Source organism: Synechocystis sp. LKSZ1, from assembly GCF_040436315.1.
Taxonomy (GTDB): domain Bacteria; phylum Cyanobacteriota; class Cyanobacteriia; order Cyanobacteriales; family Microcystaceae; genus Synechocystis.
The window spans coordinates 1,205,062-1,221,862 of record NZ_AP031572.1; the positions used below are offsets into that span (position 1 = coordinate 1,205,062).

The window sequence follows — 16,801 nt, forward strand, 5'->3', positions numbered from 1 at the left end:
ATTACGAGAGAAGCGACCTAAAGGGCCCTTTTTTTCGGTGTTTGAGGCCTAGAATCTCCCTTCGATAACTCTAAAGACAAGCAAGTTATAGTCAGGGTTAGCCCCGGTCAATGATTGCTTAATTTCAACCCATCCAGGTCATGGCAGTGATGAATATTCTGATTGTGGAAGATGAGCCGGAAATTGCCCAGTTAATTCAAGAAACCTTGGCGCGGGAAGGATTTGATTGTCGGATAGCCAGAGATGGCCTGGCGGCTCTCCGATTATTTCAAGACTATAGTCCCGATGTAATTATTTTGGACTTAATGTTGCCCCAGTTAGATGGTCTCGAAGTTTGTACTAGAATTCGTCAAAAACCCAACCCTAAAGACCCCTATATTTTAATGTTGACGGCCAAAGGTGAGGAAATCGACCGCATTATTGGCCTTTCGACCGGGGCCGATGATTATCTGGTGAAACCCTTTAGCCCAAGGGAATTAGTGGCACGGGTACGGGCCCTCCTGCGGCGTAGCCTGCGGTTAGGGGAAGAAAACCCACAATCTATCCATAAAACCCAGCATTTTCAGCTTAATCTAGACCAACACATTGCGATCCGTAGCCTAGAGACAGGATTCGAGGAAGTGCTGGATTTAACCTCCCTTGAATTTAATCTACTGGCCACCTTGATCAGTTCTCCCGGCAGAGTGTGGAGTCGTAGTCAATTAATTGATCGACTGTGGGGCAATGATTTTTTTGGCGATGATCGGGTGGTGGATACCCATATCCGCCGCCTCCGTAAAAAAGTAGAACCGGATCCTGCCAATCCCCTCTTTATCAAAACGGTGATCGGTCTAGGTTATAAGTTTGAGGATGAAACTTAGAAGCCTTTACAGAGGATCAAGCAAGTCAAACAAACGAACTTTGATTGCTTCAATTTGGGTCATCGGGGCCACCTCCATGGGACAGGAGAGGTTACACATGCGACAGCCATTACAACCCCACACCCCGGACTTTCCCTGGTTTTGTTGTTCTAGACGGGATTGGCTGGCCTGGTCTCGGGAATCTAGCAGGTAGCGGTGTACTTTGGCCAAGGCATGGGGGCCAAGGAAATTTTGGTTTTTGCCCTTGGCATCACAGTCCGAATAACAGGCCCCGCAGAGAATACAGTTAGCGGTCTGAGTGAGGGTCTGCCGCTCCCTCGGAGATTGGGAAAATTCGCGTTCGGGCAGGGCCTGGGCCGGCAGAAGAAAGGGCTGAATAGCCGCCAGATCATCCCAAAAGGCCGTCATATCCACCACCAAATCCCGAATCACGGGGAGATTGCCCAGGGGTTTAAGTGTGAGGCTGTTCCCAGGGGTCTGGCCATTATTTTCTAACCAGGCCTGCAACGATCCAATGCTCTCTTTACAGGCCAACACAGGGCGGTCATTCACCCGCAGGGTACAACTCCCACAGATGGCATTACGGCAATTTTTCCGATAGGCCAAACTACCATCCTGTTCCGCTTTGATTCGAGTTAGGCAATCCAAAAGGGTGATTTGGGGCGTGACCTCCAGGGCGTAGCTTTGAAAGGTCGCCGGGGATTGGGCCTGTTGGCGCTGGATCGTCAAAGTCAGTTTGATCATAAAGACATCAGTATCTGGATACAACTGGCCGCTGACCCTTGGCCCGTTTTGCCAAGACAAAAGTTTTTTCGTCCGCATCCGCCATAGAGAACGGTCAGAAACCGGCTAGAGGATAAAGAATTAATATTTGAATGGAGCCAGACCGTCAACTAGCGACCCCAGAGGGTTTGTGAATCGGTTGCCAGGTTTCTCTATCGTATAAAGAAACTTGACGCAGTTGGCTTAAATTCTGGGCATCGCAACAAAAGGCCGCAATCTTGAGTTCTTCCAGGAGCCCCGCAAATTTTGCATAAACCTGATCCACCGCCTCGGTGGCGGGCCCCAGGAGGGGGGCGGCAGTTCCCACCAAAGTGGCCCCTAAATTTAAGGCAATGGCCGCATCAATGCCATTCCGAATACCCCCACTAGCAAAAATCGGTAGTTCCGGGGCGACAGCTAAAACGGCCTGTAAACTAACGGCGGTGGGAATCCCCCAGCGGGCAAAGCAATGGGCAATCTGACGGGCCTGGGCATCCTGCTGGCGGTGGGCCTCCACCTCACTCCAACTGGTGCCCCCGGCCCCGGCCACATCAATGGCCGCCACCCCACAATCCCGCAAACGCTGGGCAACCCGCGCACTAATGCCATTACCTACTTCCTTGACAATGACGGGCACTGGGAGTTGCTGGGCCAGGGTTTCTAATTTCGACCACAGGCCCTGCCAACAGCGGTCTCCCAACGGCTGTACGGCTTCCTGGAGGGGATTGAGGTGCAAAATGAGCGCGTCTGCTTCAATCATCTCTACGGCCCGCCAGGCCTGCTCCAGACCATAACCGTAGTTAAATTGCACTAGACCTAGATTGGCAAACAGTAGAATATCCGGGGCGACACAACGCACTTGGTAAGTCGGCGCGAGATCTGAATTTTCGAGGGCCGCCCGCTGGGAACCTACCCCCATGGCAATGCCCAGGGCCTGGGCCACTTCGGCCAAGTGATGATTAATCTGAGTGGCCTGGGCTGTCCCTCCAGTCATACTACTCATCAACAGAGGGGCTTTAAGGGTTTTTTGCCAAAGTGTTAGGCTCAAATCGATCTGATCAAAGTCCACAGAGGGTAGGGCGCAATGCTCCAGGGCATAGCGTTCAAAACCAGTGGTAATAGCCTTTCCTTGGACATCTTGCTCCAACACAATTTTGATATGGTCGGCTTTGCGTTCTTCCGTGGCAACAGACATGGCAATCTTGGGGGGGAATCCCTGGCATCGTTTCAGGGACTACGGTGGGAATACCGGGTGAGTCAGCCTGAGGAGAGCTGGGTAGAAATAAGGCTAACTAGATTGTAGATTTTTCCCGTCAGCTATTATAAATAGGGCCCTCGTCTGTTTACCCTATTTGGATTATGCTGTCTCTTTCATTTTCTTCCCCCTTGGCTCCGACCAGTCGACTTCTAGCAATCTTCCTGGGGGTCAGTGCGAGCGTTAGCTTATTTGCTTTACCCGGCCAAGCCCAGATTAGCCAGGCCGTTGTGCAGGAAATTATTGACGGCAATCAAGTTTATATTCAAGAAATCCCCGCCAAAGTAGATGATAAAGCAGATTTTGGCCAAGTTGTCTTGACAAAAGAATCTCGAGCGAGCCTGGCCTTTAACAATGGAGCCGCGGGCCGCCTTGGCCACAACGCCAGTGTGACGGTGGGTCAATGTGTGGAGGTACAACAGGGCGAACTATTGATTAGTGGCCCTGTTAATGGCTGCGTGGCCGGCATTACGGTAGCGGTAAAGGGTACAGTCTATGTTCTACAAAAACAGGATGACAAGAGCGGCACTGTTAAAGTAGTGGAAGGCACAGTACAGGTAACAACGGCGGATAAACCGGGTGAAACGGTAGAAGTCAAGGCCGGAGAACAAATTTCGATCCTGCGGGGCATTTTGGGTTCAGTTATTCCTATGACGCCGGAGGAAATTGTGGCCCTGCTCAGTGGCCAATTATTCTCGGGTTTTCAGATTCCCGTCACGCCCGACGGCCTGTTGCAATCCGCCTGTTCTCGTTTGTTGCCGGGCCTTAGTTGCTCCACCACCGGCCTTCCTAGCTACCCGGTACCCAGTCTACCCGTCCCCATTAGTATTCCTGGGCTGCCTTTTTAGGGGAATGGGCATCTATGCTTTGTCCTGATCCTTGGGGTCACTTACCTGTAAGGGCAAAGTAATAGTAAAGCAGGATCCCTGGCCCGGTTCACTGGTGAGTTGAATATCCCCCCCCATCATGCGACAGAATTGGCGACTAATGGCCAGGCCTAGACCCGTTCCTCCGTACTTGCGGGTGGTAGAGGAATCGGCCTGGGTAAAGGGCTGAAACAACTTGTCCATTTGTTCGGGGGTCATCCCGATCCCCGTATCCCTCACTTGAAAAGAAACCCAGGGCTGGCCCTGATGGTTAAAGGGTTGTAGGCTAAGGGTAATTGTGCCATTGTGCGTAAACTTAGCTGCATTACTCAACAAATTCAAAACACTCTGTCTTACCTTGGTTAAATCTGCCATCATCACTTCCGATGCCAGGTCATTTTCAAGCACGAGTTGGTTATTATTCTTTTTCATCAGTGGCTCAACCGTGCTCGTAATTTCCTCGGTAAAGGTCTGAAGATTAAAGCTTTCTAAATAGAGATCCATTTTACCCGCTTCTATCTTAGACAAATCCAGTAAATCGTTAATTAAAGCTAAGAGTAGTTTACCCGAACGATAAATTTTTTCTAAATCTGGAATAAAGTCCTCTGGCTCCAGTTCTTCTGCTTCCTCCATCAGGATTTCGCTGTAGCCAATGATGGCGTTAAGGGGAGTCCGCAGTTCATGACTCATATTGGCTAGAAAGACACTCTTGGTTGCATTAGCCTCTTCGGCTTCAGCTCTAGCTGCCTTCACTTCTTCAATAATTTGCTCCAACTGTTCTGTACGTTCTTGGACTTTTTTCTCTAGGCTAGAATTTGCTAGAGCCAATTCCTCACGAGCCAACTCCAATTCCTGATTTTTACTTTCTAAATTCTCATAGGAGTCCCTGAGTTCATCGGTCATTTGATTAAAGGATTTTGCTAAAATCCCGATTTCATCTTCGCTCAGAACGGGAGCCCTTGCTTGGCGATCACCAGAGGCAATATCCAGAGAAGCCTTAGTAATAGCAAGGATTGGTTGGGTAATTTTTATTGAAAGTAAATAGACTGCAATTAACAGCAATAAAGTGCTGACTAAACCGATGAGTAATAAATTTCGGGTCAAGCGATGGGCTGGTGCAAAGGCTTCTGCTTGGTCAATTTCTGCTACGATTCCTAGGTTATATTGTTCCAGCCATTCATAGACTCCAATGACCGGCGTTCCCCAACTGTTAGTGTAAAGCCCTTGCCCGCTCTGGCCTTGAACAACTGATTTAATGGCTAGAGTATCCAAGTTAAGTTGAGGTTTATTCTGAGATGGAGACTTACCATCACTAGAAATCATTGAAACACGATTATTAATTTCTCCAACTAGAAAAGTTGCTCCAGATTCCCCCAAGCCTGTATTGTTACGAATTAGAGTATCAATCGCTTGTAAATTCATGTCAAAGCTAAGATACCCTAGTCGTTTGCCTGTTCCATTTTTTATATCTGTCGCAAAGGTGATCATCGGTTTACCTTCGGCGTGAGACAGATAAAAGGTAGGGACAATAGTCGTACGGTTATTATTCTCCCTAAAATAAGTTGTTTGATTGCCTATCCCTTTGTATTTTCCAATATTATTCGGGTTGGAAGAAGCCAGAACAATTCCTCCTGTACTTAAAACGTTAATGACATCGACATAGCGAGAAACTCCCACAATATTAACCAGTTCATGGGAGATAGCTTGCTGAATTTCCTGATGATCTTTGATGTTACTTCTTTTAGCCTGGAGTAATTCTAGACTATACCATATTGATCTTATTTTGCTCACCAAAAATAGCCTTTGCTTCTCTCCTTCAAACCATTGCTCAAGCTGGTATTCTTTTAGATTTGCAGATACCTCTAGTCGTGCAAAAATCTGATCTTGAATCCCTTTGTTTAATCGTAAATTAGTAGTATAAGTAATTAGTGCAACAACAATACTAGAGAGAAAAAAATAGGAGAGGACAAATTTTAACAGCAAACTTTTCTGGAGAAATTTCATAGAACCATCACACAATCAAGAAGAATTATTCCTAAACGTCAAAAAATACGTTAAGATTTTTTCCAGCTGTCGCTATTATGCAATTCTTAAAAATATGGCTACGACCGATACGTAACTAGGCAGAAACCCTTTGTGCTTTAATAGGGACGCAAACAATCTTAACCAAAAGTCCCGTTTGACAATCATTCGCATGGTGTAGTGTTATATTTTTGCAATTATGGCGATCATGCTAAAGCATATCTTACTTTAATTAACCATAGTTCGCTACTGCTATTATAATTAAATTCTGGATTGAGAATTTCTCAGTTCTCCCCATCAGTTTAGAATAGAGACCGACAATCTCAAGATAGCTCCTGTCTAGTCATCTAGCAAAGTATTGTGAATGGCAGGCTACTATCCGGATATTTTGAGGGTTATCCGAGGAGAGCTTATGATCTTACTTTCTTGGTTTGCTTTCTTACTTAACAATTTTCGCTCAATAACTGTAAAAACTCATGGCAAAAATACTTTTAGTTGAAGACAATGAATTAAACCGCGATATGTTGTCTCGACGCTTGATCCGTCGGGGTTATCTCCTTGTATTTGCAATGGATGGAGAAATGGCAGTCAACATGGCCACATCAGAATTACCGGATCTCATTTTGATGGATGTAAGTTTGCCGATTTTTGACGGTCTCACAGCAACACAGAAAATTAGAGCCAATCCCGTAACAATGAATATTCCAATTATTGCGCTAACGGCTCATGCAATGGCTGGGGACAAGGAAAAAGCTTTAGCAGCAGGCTGTAATGATTATGATACTAAACCGATCGACATTAAAAGACTACTGGAAAAAATAGAAGCACTCCTTTAATGTCTTTGTTTTAACTGGCTTTGCTTAGCAGATTGGGTTCGGATTAAAATAAAAAATGGATATATTATGGATTATCAACTAGAAGCAACAAACTTAGATAGTATTATTTCTTTTGTTCGCCATGAACTAAAAACACCGATTAATGCCATCCTGGGTTACGGAGAGATATTGCAGGAGGACTTAGAGGAGGACGAATGTTCTTGGTATAATCAATTAGAAAAAATCATTTACAATGGAAAGGCAATACTTGATATCGTTAATGATAACTTACTTATTCCCAACGCTCTAGATGTATCTTATCCTGATTTTTCTAAATTGGGTCACGAAGTAGCCCAAAAAAGTAATCAATTAATTGAAGAAGTAATTGAAATTACAGGACAACTCTCTCTAGATGTTGAGGATGAACAAACGAAAGAAGATATTGATAAAATCCACGACTCAGCCCAGCGTTTACAGGTACTAGTTCATGATATTAATACAATTATTGAGCATTATTTAGCGTCACAGTCTCAAGGAAAAACCTCTTCAGAGCCGCCATCAGAAGTACCGTCAGTAATGTCTAGTAAGTCGGCAACGCTAGAGGTTTCTAGTGCCAAGATCTTAGTCGTTGATGACACACAAACCAATTTAGATTTACTATCACGTCAATTAGTGCGCAAGGGCCATCAAGTGACAACTTGTCTGAGCGCCAAGCTGGCATTAAAAAAACTGGAAGTGGAGGAATACGACTTAATTTTACTGGATTTGATTATGCCTGAAATGAATGGCTATCAATTACTGGAGTATCTAAAAAGTAATTCTCAATACCGACACATTCCTGTGATCATGATTTCTGCTTTAGATGATCTTAGCAGTATAATTTCTTGTATAGAAATTGGAGCTGAAGATTTCTTACCTAAGCCTTTTGATCCCGTCTTATTAAAGGCTAGAATTGATTCTTCTTTGGAGAGAAAACGCCTTAGAGATAAAGAGAAACTGTATACTATGCAGGTTGAAAAATTATCTCAAATGATGCAAAAAGAACTAGACAAGGGCCGTCAAATGCAAAAAAATTTCCTTCCCAGCCACCTGTTAGTGAAAACAGGTTGGGAATTTGATGCTTTCTTTAGTCCAGCTCGACAGTTAGCCGGGGATTTCTATGATTGTTTTGAGTTGTCAGATAACTGTGTGGGTCTAGTTGTTGCTGATGTTTGTGATAAAGGCGTTGGTGCTGCTCTCTTTATGGGTCTTTTTCGGAGCTTAATTCGTATTTTTCTGGCCAGACTTCTTTAGAAGGGCTCAATACTCCCAGCAATAAAAATAAGCTATCGTCCAACGATTTACTAGCTAACTATCCGCTTCAAGCCCTAGATGCTGTTCGTTTAGTCAACAACTACGTTGCCCTCAATCACGGAGATACGGGGATGTTTGCCACCCTATTTTTTGGAATGCTAGATTTGGAGTCTGGGGTCTTGCACTATATCAACGGGGGTCACGAACCTGCATTTGTGTTAAACCGAGATCATCAAATTCAACAAACCCTCAAGTCAACTGGGCCAGCTGTAGGTATGTTGCCAGACCTTCCCTTCAAAGTGCAACAAACCGTACTTAATCCTGAGGATACTTTAGTGATTTATACCGATGGTGTTCCTGAAGCGAAGTCTTCCACTGGCGAATTTTTTAAGCCAGAACGTTTAATTGCTGCTCTAGAAAAGCCCCAGTTATCCGCTAAAGCGACCCTAGACTATATTACTCAGCAAGTTCTTGATCATATTGGGGAAGCTGAGCAATTTGATGACATCACATTACTGGTAACTAGACGGTCATAATTCATCTATTTCATTACTGATTACAGAGAATTATTTTTGCAATAGGAAATTACCTCGATCACCGAACCATAGCAGTATAATAATAAGAATCAAACTCCCCATTACTCCTCCAAAAAAGATTTGTCGGGCTAGTTTTGTCGCACCAGCAAATACTTCTGATTGGGCCACTTCAACTAGAAGTGCTAGACGATATTGGGGTAACCATCGGTACACACCTACGACGGGAATCTGGTTATAGTTTAAATATAAACCCGAACCTTGTTGTCCTTGAATTGCTTGATCAATGCCTAGACTATTCACACTTTCGTTGCTCAAACCATTATTGTTGGATGCAGTAACGGACCGGTTAGCCACTGTCAGAAATGCATTAGATACTGAAGATATCCGACCCACAATATAGCTTTCTGTAATCTGACTCTTGATTTGCTCCGTAGAACTCTTGCTAACAACAGGGTGGCGGATTAGGCGATCGAGATCTTCTAGATTAACATCAATGGCTAGGGCCCCCATGCGTTTTCCTTCTACCGTGTTGAGAGGAGCAGCTAGGGTGATCATCGGCTTTCGAGTTAGGGTTGACTCGTATAAATTAGGCGTAACCTGCTGAATTGCATCAAGGGTGAAATAAGTTGTCGTATTTTGCAAGGGTTGATAGTTACCCTCCTGCTGTTTGTCCGTTGAGAAAATAACAATACCATTGTTGCTCAAGATAGAAATATTTAGACGCTTAGGATCGAGCTTACTAAAACGACTTTTCAGTCTTTTATAGGCCTGCTGATACTCCGGCTTAATATTAATCCGAACTTTGAGAAGCGTGACTGCATCACTAATAATTGCTTCATTCTCTAAGTCTTTAACAATCCCTCCTAGTAGTGATTGAAACCACTGCTGTAATTCTTTGGATTTCATGTCTGCAATCACTTCTAACTTCGTGATAGTGGGAGCGACCTGAGCCTGTCGTTCCTGAAAATACACAGCGAAAGAACTGAGACTCACAATGAGTAGGGCAAGTAAAAGCAATACAGTCAGTATTCTTTGTCGTCGATTCATAACCGCTAAAATGACCTACTTCCACTGAGCAAAGATATTAGTTATTTTTTCAATAGCCGCATCAGCTGCTTTTTGTGGAGAAACTTTGTCGACCACAATAGACCGTATTGCTTCTCCCCATACATTTTGAGCTAATACTTCACTGTAAGCAGCATTCAGAACAACATAAGAAGGGCGAGTATTTTTGAATTGTTTAGCAGCGGCGGTAACATGGATATCCTTAGGATTTTGCCAAAAAGGACGTTTGGTGATGCTAGGCATGACTGGAAAAAAACGTCCCTGGGCGCCTTCAACATAAGACGCCAAGTTCTGGGGCTTAACGAGGAAACTCACTAAGCTTTTTGCCTCCTCTAAATGGGGTGTTTGTTGAAAAATAGCCACTTGCTTGGTAGATACCACATAGCGCATGGGTTCGTTACTTGGCTTATTCGGCCACGGAATTGTTCGCATCCGTTCCAAATAATTGATGTCATCGCCACGTTGAGAGCCCGGAATAGACAAACTTGCATTGGCTGTCATTAGCGTTAAATTACTTAGAAAATTAATGTTATTGTCTGGATCTGTCCAGTCGACTGCTTTGGGGGGAACATACTTTTTGAGATAGGGCGTTGTATAAGCCGTCAGTGCTTTAATCAGACCATCCCGAACTTCCGGTTTATCGATTTGCAAGCTCCCATTACTATTAAGAATCTGCACATTATAGGCTTCTAAAAATTGCTCGAATACGGTAAAGGTATCCGTTGCGGCTACAGACATAGGAAGGCCGAGGGCATACAGTTCTTTCATCCCTTGCTTTCGTAGGCTATCTTGGGCGGTTTCCCAGGATTGCCAAAAGGCAGACCATTGTTGGGGAATTTGTTTTGGGTTTCCCCCGGATTGCTCTAGAAGATCTTTCCAATAATGAATATGCGTCGTTTGTTGGGAGATAGGAACAGCATAATAAGAGCGCTTTTTGTCTTTCGCATTAAAATAAAGAACGCTCTGGAGGGCTTGTGGGCTATATTCCTGCTTAATGGGTTCAATGATACTGCTTGTGTCTGCTAGCTTACCTTGCCAGGCTAATTGAGGCAGTAAAATCAAATCGATACTATATCCATATATGATATCTGGGGGAGTACCCGTTTTGATATTATTCCGGGCCTGTTCGAGTAGATCCTTCTCGCTAAAGAAGGTTAATTTAACTTTATTGTTTGTCTTTTTTTGCCAGGCTTGAACCGTTGTTTGAATAGCCTCTGTTTCCTCAGGATAGTAGCCCTCACTCCACCAAACTTGTAGAGCTTGATCCTGCGAAGGTGTCAAACGATTCGCGAGGGGATTGACATCGCATCCGCTTAACGTTAAACCAAGAATCACCGAGAGAAAAATTGTTACTCTATACACAGGATTGTAGGAAACTTCCACTAGAAGCTGAAATGACAATAATCAAAGAATAACTTGGATCTTGATTAGTAGACAATATTTTTAAATAATTTTCTTTGCTTAAAATATCTGTAAATCTACTTTTAATACTTTTTAATATTTCTTAAGAACCTCTTCATAAAGAGCTGGATTATTCCCAAAATCCCTTAAGACTAGCATGTCAGTACAAAATCTAGTGCTTGGTGATAAAAACGCTTGATACCGTATCAAGTTGATACATTTAATCATACTTTCCTAGGAATCATAACACTGTTATTGGAGAATTGGTCAATGTCTACTAAGCCGCTACTAAGTTTTGGAGAACCGGCTTCATGGTGCAATCATTGGCATTCTTGACCATTACTTTAAACGCCGGCAAGACTTTTTCTTTGAAAATAATCTTGAATTAGAAACAATAGGTCACGCACCTCGATCCCGAATGGTTCAGCGTTAACGACTGGAAATGGCGAAGGCTCATAACTTCAATGTGACCCGTATCGAGCGCTATGTGGTGGTCTGCTACGAAGGAGAAACGGGGGAATGCAATTTTCTTCTGGTACCAAGTCCCTCGCTATTGGAGGGCCTGCTGGTGTGAACTTTGTCAGCAATTAAGCGTTAATTGCAGGTATCTGCAGGCCCTTGCTGGCCAACCATTCTGGATTGTAGAGACGAGATTGGTAACGTGCTCCGCCATCGCACAGCACTGTCACAATGGTATGGCCCGGCCCCATTTCCTTGGCAAGGGCCAGGGCCGCCCCGACGTTGATGCCCACTGACCCCCCCATAAAGAGACCATCATGCTGGAGAAGTTGGTAAATCACCCGCAGGGCCTCGGGATCATCGATTTGGATCGCATCATCGATGGGGGCGTCCTCCATGTTGGCCGTCACTCGGCTATTACCAATACCTTCGGTAATGGAATTACCCTCAAGTTTAATTTCCCCAGTTTTGACATAGCTGTAGAGGCCACTGCCCAGGGGATCAGCCACGACACATTTAATTTTGGGAGATTGTTCCTTGAGGTAGAGGGCCACACCGGCATAGGTTCCCCCCGTTCCGGTGGCCGCCACCCAAGCATCGACTCGGCCCTCGGTCTGTTGCCAAATTTCCGGGCCAGTGGTTTTGTAATGGGCCTGGCGATTCGCTAAATTGTCGAATTGATTGGCCCAAATCGCATTGTCGAGTTCCTGGGCCAAGCGGCCCGATAGTTTGACGTAATTATTAGGGTCTCGGTAGGGAACCGCCGGTACGGTACGGACTTCTGCCCCGAGAGTGCGGAGCAGATCAATTTTTTCCTGGGATTGAGTCTCAGGGATGACAATCAAACAACGGTAGCCCTTGGCATTGCAGATATGGGCCAGGCCAATACCGGTGTTTCCTGCCGTTCCTTCCACCACTGTTCCCCCTGGCTTGAGTTGGCCCTGGCGCTCTGCTTCTTCAATAATTTCCAGGGCTGCCCGGTCTTTGACTGACCCACCGGGATTCAGAAATTCTGCTTTACCGAGGATTTCACAACCGGTCTGCTCACTAACGCTTTTGAGTCGAATCAGGGGAGTATTGCCAATGGCTTCGACAAAGCCGTTTTTGATATCCATGCCAGGGACAAGTTAAAGAAGAGATGAAGGTAAACATTGGTTGATCTCATCTTAATCTGCTCGGGGTAATCTGCCGGTGGGGAATTTTGCCGAATACGCTCGACGATTGTTTCGTGCGCCTCCGATAATGGAGTCAAGATTTTCCTCGGAAAAACGTAGGATGGTGTATCGCCTCGTCATTGACCAGCAGCAGATAATGCCGGAAGGGGTTTGTCTAACGCCTGAGCAGGCCCACTACGTCCAGCGAGTCCTGCGTTTACGCCATGGCGATCACGTCTTGTTGATGGATGGCCAGGGAAGCACCTGGTTAGGCCAACTGACCCCCGACCATGTCCAACTCCTCCAGACGGTTGAAGCCGGCTCAGAACTCACCTGTGCGGTCACGCTCTGGGTGGCCCTACCCAAGGGCAATGGCTTTGAAGAAATTATTCGGCCCTGTACCGAGCTTGGGGTACAAGTCCTGCAACCTCTGCTGACGGAACGAACCTTGCCTCGTCCCAGTCCCCATAAACGAGAACGTTGGCAACGCATCGCCACAGAAGCGGCAGAACAGGCCGAGCGTCAATGGGTTCCCCGCATCCTAGACCCCTGTTCCCTCGACCAGGCCTTGGCCACCCTTTCCCCCACCTTGGTCCCGCGTTACCTCTGCGTTACCCGGCGGGCCTGCCTGCCTTTTTTCCAGGCCCTGCCGACTCCCCCCCCCGCGCAGGTTGTCATTGCCACAGGGCCTGAAGGCGGCTGGACAGAGACAGAAATCACCCATTTGCTGGCCGCAAACTTTCAGCCCGTTTCCCTGGGCCCCAGCATTTTAAGGGCCATTACCGCCCCCACCGTGGCCCTGGCCCAATTCACCGCTTTCCTGGAAACCCATTCCTCCCCTGGTCAAGACCATGCTACAAGCCATTGCTAACGCGATTGAAACGGAGCAGTACGAAGAGGCCCTGCAACTCCTGCAAGACCTAGAAGCGGCCGATGCCGAGAATCTTTGGGCTATTTTTTATCGGGCCCGTCTGACGGAGGCCATTGGGGATCTGACCGAAGCCGAGGGGCAATACCGCCAACTCCTTCCCCAGGTAAATAATCCCCAACTCACGGCTAAAATTCGCCAGGGCCTGACCCGAATTAGTCAACAGCGACATCTTGCCCAAGCCAAGGCCCAGCAAGAACGCCAGCAGGCCCTAGAAGCAGTGCGTCAGGAACCGGAAAATCAACAGCCCGGTATTTTTGTGCTGGATATTGTGCCACCGGAGGATAAACCGGCCGTTGCCGCTCAATTCGCGGAGATTATGCAGATTGACGCCTATAGTGCTCGCCTACAGCTTCCCAGTCGGGCCTGGCGACTCTATCGCACGGGGGGCTTAGGGGAACTGGCCTTCTATCAACAGCAGTGTGAGGCGCGGGGAATTCCCAGTTTTTGTGTTCCGGTGAGCCAAATTCTGGCCCTGAAAGTCTTGCCGGTGTTTTACCTAGAAACCCTCGAGCCTAATCCCCGAGTCGTTTATCGAATTAACCACGAAGAACAGGGCCAGTTCGATTTCCAATGGTCGGAAGTGGGTCAGCGGGTAGAAGGCCTGCTACCCATTTTTGAAGAATACGTCAATGTCAATACGCGGGGCAAAATTGAGCGCCGCACCGATGTGCTCGATTACGCCAAGATCTGTGACCTCCATCTCCTCAATCGCAATATTATTCTGCGCTTTTGTGACCAAGTCTATGAATTTCACCAGGGGGTCTCTTTGCTAGCTCCCGAAAATCGCTCCCAGGAAAGCACCAGCCACGAACAGTGGCAGACGCTCCAACAACATTTCCAAGACCATTTACCCCTGTCGCCAGTCTGGTCAGACTTTAATCCCTTTGCGGATACGGCCAAGGATTTTCCCGAACTCCTGAAACTGATTACCCCCCATATCCATTTTCTGCGGCGGGAAGAAACTCTCTGGGATCAGGCCTTCCATCTCTACAGCAGTCTGGCCTTTTGTCGTAGAGTGGGCAATTGCCAAGCTGGACTGGAACCACCGGGCTAGGGCTAGGGTCATGTTAGAGTGGGCCCCAATGGTACGTTGACACCGAGCTGAATTTTCTTTGTTTGCTCTAGTTGTTACCTCTTGTCAATAGTTTATGAAGTGGATCTTTAATTTACCCAAGCTAGCCTGGGCGACCCTGGCGTTGAGCAGTGTGACCGTCGGGGCTGGGAGTGCCTTGGCCCAGGCTAGTCAGTTCACCGAAACGGCCCTGGATCAGACCCAGGTGATTGCCATTGCTCGTCCCTACGGTGTGGAAACTACAAAGTACGATCTTCTGGTACTAGAACAAATCCCGAATAAGCGCCAATGCTGGCAGGAAAAAGCGGACGTATCCGGCCCGGTTCTGGTGGATCCCCTCCTCCTCCAATTTGACTTTACGGGCATTTGTCGTCGTTCTACGGATAGCAATGGCTATTCTGTTCGGATTGATGGGCAGGATTACGGCCTAGAATATCTGCTTCGTATTGTTCCCCATGGCAATGAATTACTTTTGTTGGCCACCTCCCGGACGGGTAAGGCCCCAGAACTGGTGATCGGCAGTACTCGAGGCCTGGCCGCCGGCTTTATGAAAATTCAACTCAACCCCGGCTGGCAATTTACCAAGCGTACCTATAATGGCAAGCCCCTAGGACATTTCTACTTCAGTACCACTCAAGCAGCCCTGTTTAATACTCCTGTCCAATCAACTCCTGCCCCCTCGACTGCGACGCCGGCCCCCACAGTCCCACCAGTAGTTACTCCCCGTGAGCCGGTACCGGCTCCACCGCCAGTAAGCTCCAATAATCCTGCTTCACCAGTTTCTATTCCCACAGAACCCGTTCCGACGCCCCCGCCGACAAGTTCTAGTAATGCGTTGCCCACGGCCGAAACGTTACCGCCACCGGCGCCGAACGCCTCTAATGTTTCCAGCCCAGGGCCATCTCCAACAACGACATCCCCCCGACCGACCTCAAAAGGCCCGACAGTCAATGATTTTCGTCAGTTCTAGACCCTTACTGTCCGGGGCCACTTCAATTGCTCCCATTGTCCAAAACTTGCTATCCACGAGGAGTGTCTTTACGACTGTGTCTTATTCCCTGACTGCAAAACTCATTTTAGCGACAGGTCTACTGTTGGTTAACGGGCCCTTGCTGGCGGCTCGCCCTCCAGCCTCAACTGCTCCCATCGCCCAGGCCCTGACCCCAGACCAACAACAGAAAATCACCCAACAGGCAGAAAAATTTGTAGCGTTGCTCGGTCAAAGTAACTATAGCCAGGCCCTCAAATTACTTAGCCCAGACCTCCAGGCCTATTGGACACCGGAAAGTTTGCAGACCATCTGGCAACGAGACCTGATCCAAGAAGCTGGCGGTTACCAACGGGTTTTACGCTCCAGCGTTATTGATGTCATCAATGCTGACATTGTGCGGGTATCCGTGCAGTTTCAACGACGGACGGAAGACATTCTGCTGACCTTTAACAAGCAACAGGCCCTGGTGGCCGTGAGTTGGTCGAGTGGCCAAAGTATTGACGCGGTGGTCACGGACTTTATCAATGCCCTTGTTCAAAAGGACTACGGTAAGGCCCGGGGTTATTTAAGTCCCCTGCTGAAGACGGAGATCTTGCCAACTCAAATTCAGGGGAATTGGGAAAAACTGCTCCAGACCAACGGGGCCTTCCAAAAACTAACCAAGATTGACATCAAACCCGGCGGACAACTGGGGTCTCCCGACGTGGTGATTGCCACGATTCAGTTTGCGAACCGGAGCCAGGATTTCTTTCTCTTTTTTGATAATACTCGGCGCATTGTTGGCGTTGATTTTGCCCGAGAGTAGTTGGCTGGCCCTCGGGAGATGACCAGCGGTTGCTTCCCAGCACTAAAACAGGTCGAATTGGTGGCAGACTACCCCACAGAGGGCCGCTACAATGGTAATACCCAGACCGAGAAGGGGATGTTGGCCTTGGCCCACCGCAAAGGAGGTGACAATGCCGGCCCCCAGGCCTGAAACCAGCGCGGCATTGAGGAGATCTTTATTGGGATTGCTGTTATACATGGGTAACGACAAAAACGCATCTTAAAAAAGGATGTTTTTCAAGTTACCATCCCTCTTTTGGGCGAGGGCCTTGATGGGCTAAAACTGCAATCAAGCTTTAGGTTTTGCTAACTTTCTTCATGAATTTTTATCACAACGCCCCAAGGGAATCCTGAAGAAAAGAGGAACAGACCCAGTCGGTGGAGGGGATGCGATGGTAGTCTTGGGTCAAACTGAATCTTGTCTGCGGAGGAGGAGTGAGGCTGTTGCGCTTAGAACGAAAATGATACTCTCTCGTTGCCCCCCGCCCGGCTTT

Annotated in this window: 17 protein-coding genes; 10 read left to right on the forward strand and 7 right to left on the reverse strand. The window is 47.1% G+C overall.

Annotated features, from left to right (window positions below; all coding sequences use genetic code 11):
* Positions 1–140 precede the first annotated feature (140 nt).
* The gene (locus tag ABXS88_RS05740; RefSeq protein ID WP_353674223.1) at positions 141–860 is read left to right on the forward strand and encodes a response regulator transcription factor; all 720 of its coding nucleotides are present in this window, start codon (positions 141–143) and stop codon (positions 858–860) included.
* A 6-nt stretch (positions 861–866) separates the two neighbouring features.
* On the opposite strand, the gene sdhB is transcribed toward ABXS88_RS05740, so the two are convergent.
* Complete coding sequence (gene sdhB, locus ABXS88_RS05745) at positions 867–1,604, reverse strand: succinate dehydrogenase iron-sulfur subunit (RefSeq protein ID WP_353674224.1); 738 nt, start codon at positions 1,602–1,604, stop codon at positions 867–869.
* A 145-nt stretch (positions 1,605–1,749) separates the two neighbouring features.
* Entirely contained in the window at positions 1,750–2,817 is a 1,068-nt protein-coding gene (gene fni, locus ABXS88_RS05750) for a type 2 isopentenyl-diphosphate Delta-isomerase (RefSeq protein WP_353674225.1), read from the reverse strand.
* 191 nt (positions 2,818–3,008) lie between these two features.
* Here fni and ABXS88_RS05755 point away from each other — a divergent pair, with 191 nt between their 5' ends.
* Positions 3,009–3,725, forward strand: coding sequence for a hypothetical protein (locus ABXS88_RS05755; protein ID WP_353674226.1), 717 nt, complete (start codon positions 3,009–3,011; stop codon positions 3,723–3,725).
* Positions 3,726–3,737: 12 nt separating this feature from the next.
* Here ABXS88_RS05755 and ABXS88_RS05760 read toward each other — a convergent pair whose 3' ends face one another.
* Positions 3,738–5,231 (reverse strand): ATP-binding protein, encoded by a 1,494-nt coding sequence (locus ABXS88_RS05760; protein WP_353674227.1) that lies wholly within the window; start codon positions 5,229–5,231, stop codon positions 3,738–3,740.
* A gap of 1,010 nt (positions 5,232–6,241) precedes the next feature.
* Between ABXS88_RS05760 and ABXS88_RS05765 the strand changes: the two genes are divergently transcribed.
* From ABXS88_RS05765 to ABXS88_RS05775, 3 genes are all read left to right on the forward strand, one after another.
* Positions 6,242–6,601, forward strand: coding sequence for a response regulator (locus ABXS88_RS05765; protein ID WP_353674228.1), 360 nt, complete (start codon positions 6,242–6,244; stop codon positions 6,599–6,601).
* Positions 6,602–6,667: 66 nt separating this feature from the next.
* Entirely contained in the window at positions 6,668–7,873 is a 1,206-nt protein-coding gene (locus ABXS88_RS05770) for a response regulator (protein ID WP_353674229.1), read from the forward strand.
* Between the two features lie 131 nt (positions 7,874–8,004).
* Positions 8,005–8,409, forward strand: coding sequence for a PP2C family protein-serine/threonine phosphatase (locus ABXS88_RS05775; RefSeq protein ID WP_353674230.1), 405 nt, complete (start codon positions 8,005–8,007; stop codon positions 8,407–8,409).
* Between the two features lie 30 nt (positions 8,410–8,439).
* Here the strand turns inward: ABXS88_RS05775 and ABXS88_RS05780 are convergent, their stop codons facing one another.
* Both ABXS88_RS05780 and ABXS88_RS05785 read right to left on the reverse strand, forming a co-directional pair.
* Entirely contained in the window at positions 8,440–9,456 is a 1,017-nt protein-coding gene (locus tag ABXS88_RS05780; RefSeq protein ID WP_353674231.1) for a PDC sensor domain-containing protein, read from the reverse strand.
* 15 nt (positions 9,457–9,471) lie between these two features.
* A complete protein-coding gene (locus ABXS88_RS05785; RefSeq protein ID WP_353674232.1) occupies positions 9,472–10,857 on the reverse strand; it encodes an ABC transporter substrate-binding protein in 1,386 nt (461 codons plus the stop codon).
* 460 nt (positions 10,858–11,317) lie between these two features.
* Between ABXS88_RS05785 and ABXS88_RS05790 the strand changes: the two genes are divergently transcribed.
* Positions 11,318–11,449: a hypothetical protein gene (locus ABXS88_RS05790; RefSeq protein ID WP_353674233.1), complete on the forward strand. Its 132-nt coding sequence runs from the start codon at positions 11,318–11,320 to the stop codon at positions 11,447–11,449.
* A gap of 13 nt (positions 11,450–11,462) precedes the next feature.
* Here ABXS88_RS05790 and ABXS88_RS05795 read toward each other — a convergent pair whose 3' ends face one another.
* Positions 11,463–12,449 (reverse strand): cysteine synthase A, encoded by a 987-nt coding sequence (locus tag ABXS88_RS05795; RefSeq protein WP_353674234.1) that lies wholly within the window; start codon positions 12,447–12,449, stop codon positions 11,463–11,465.
* A 160-nt stretch (positions 12,450–12,609) separates the two neighbouring features.
* Here ABXS88_RS05795 and ABXS88_RS05800 point away from each other — a divergent pair, with 160 nt between their 5' ends.
* The 4 genes from ABXS88_RS05800 (at position 12,610) to ABXS88_RS05815 (ending at position 16,287) form a co-directional block, all read left to right on the forward strand.
* The gene (locus tag ABXS88_RS05800; RefSeq protein WP_353674235.1) at positions 12,610–13,359 is read left to right on the forward strand and encodes a 16S rRNA (uracil(1498)-N(3))-methyltransferase; all 750 of its coding nucleotides are present in this window, start codon (positions 12,610–12,612) and stop codon (positions 13,357–13,359) included.
* A complete protein-coding gene (locus tag ABXS88_RS05805) occupies positions 13,340–14,473 on the forward strand; it encodes a hypothetical protein (protein WP_353674236.1) in 1,134 nt (377 codons plus the stop codon). The genes ABXS88_RS05800 and ABXS88_RS05805 overlap by 20 nt, the downstream gene beginning before the upstream one ends.
* A gap of 94 nt (positions 14,474–14,567) precedes the next feature.
* Complete coding sequence (locus ABXS88_RS05810; protein WP_353674237.1) at positions 14,568–15,461, forward strand: DUF3747 domain-containing protein; 894 nt, start codon at positions 14,568–14,570, stop codon at positions 15,459–15,461.
* Positions 15,462–15,537: 76 nt separating this feature from the next.
* Positions 15,538–16,287: a DUF3887 domain-containing protein gene (locus tag ABXS88_RS05815; RefSeq protein ID WP_353674238.1), complete on the forward strand. Its 750-nt coding sequence runs from the start codon at positions 15,538–15,540 to the stop codon at positions 16,285–16,287.
* 42 nt (positions 16,288–16,329) lie between these two features.
* On the opposite strand, the gene ABXS88_RS05820 is transcribed toward ABXS88_RS05815, so the two are convergent.
* Positions 16,330–16,506: a hypothetical protein gene (locus tag ABXS88_RS05820; RefSeq protein ID WP_353674239.1), complete on the reverse strand. Its 177-nt coding sequence runs from the start codon at positions 16,504–16,506 to the stop codon at positions 16,330–16,332.
* Between the last annotated feature and the right edge of the window lie 295 nt (positions 16,507–16,801).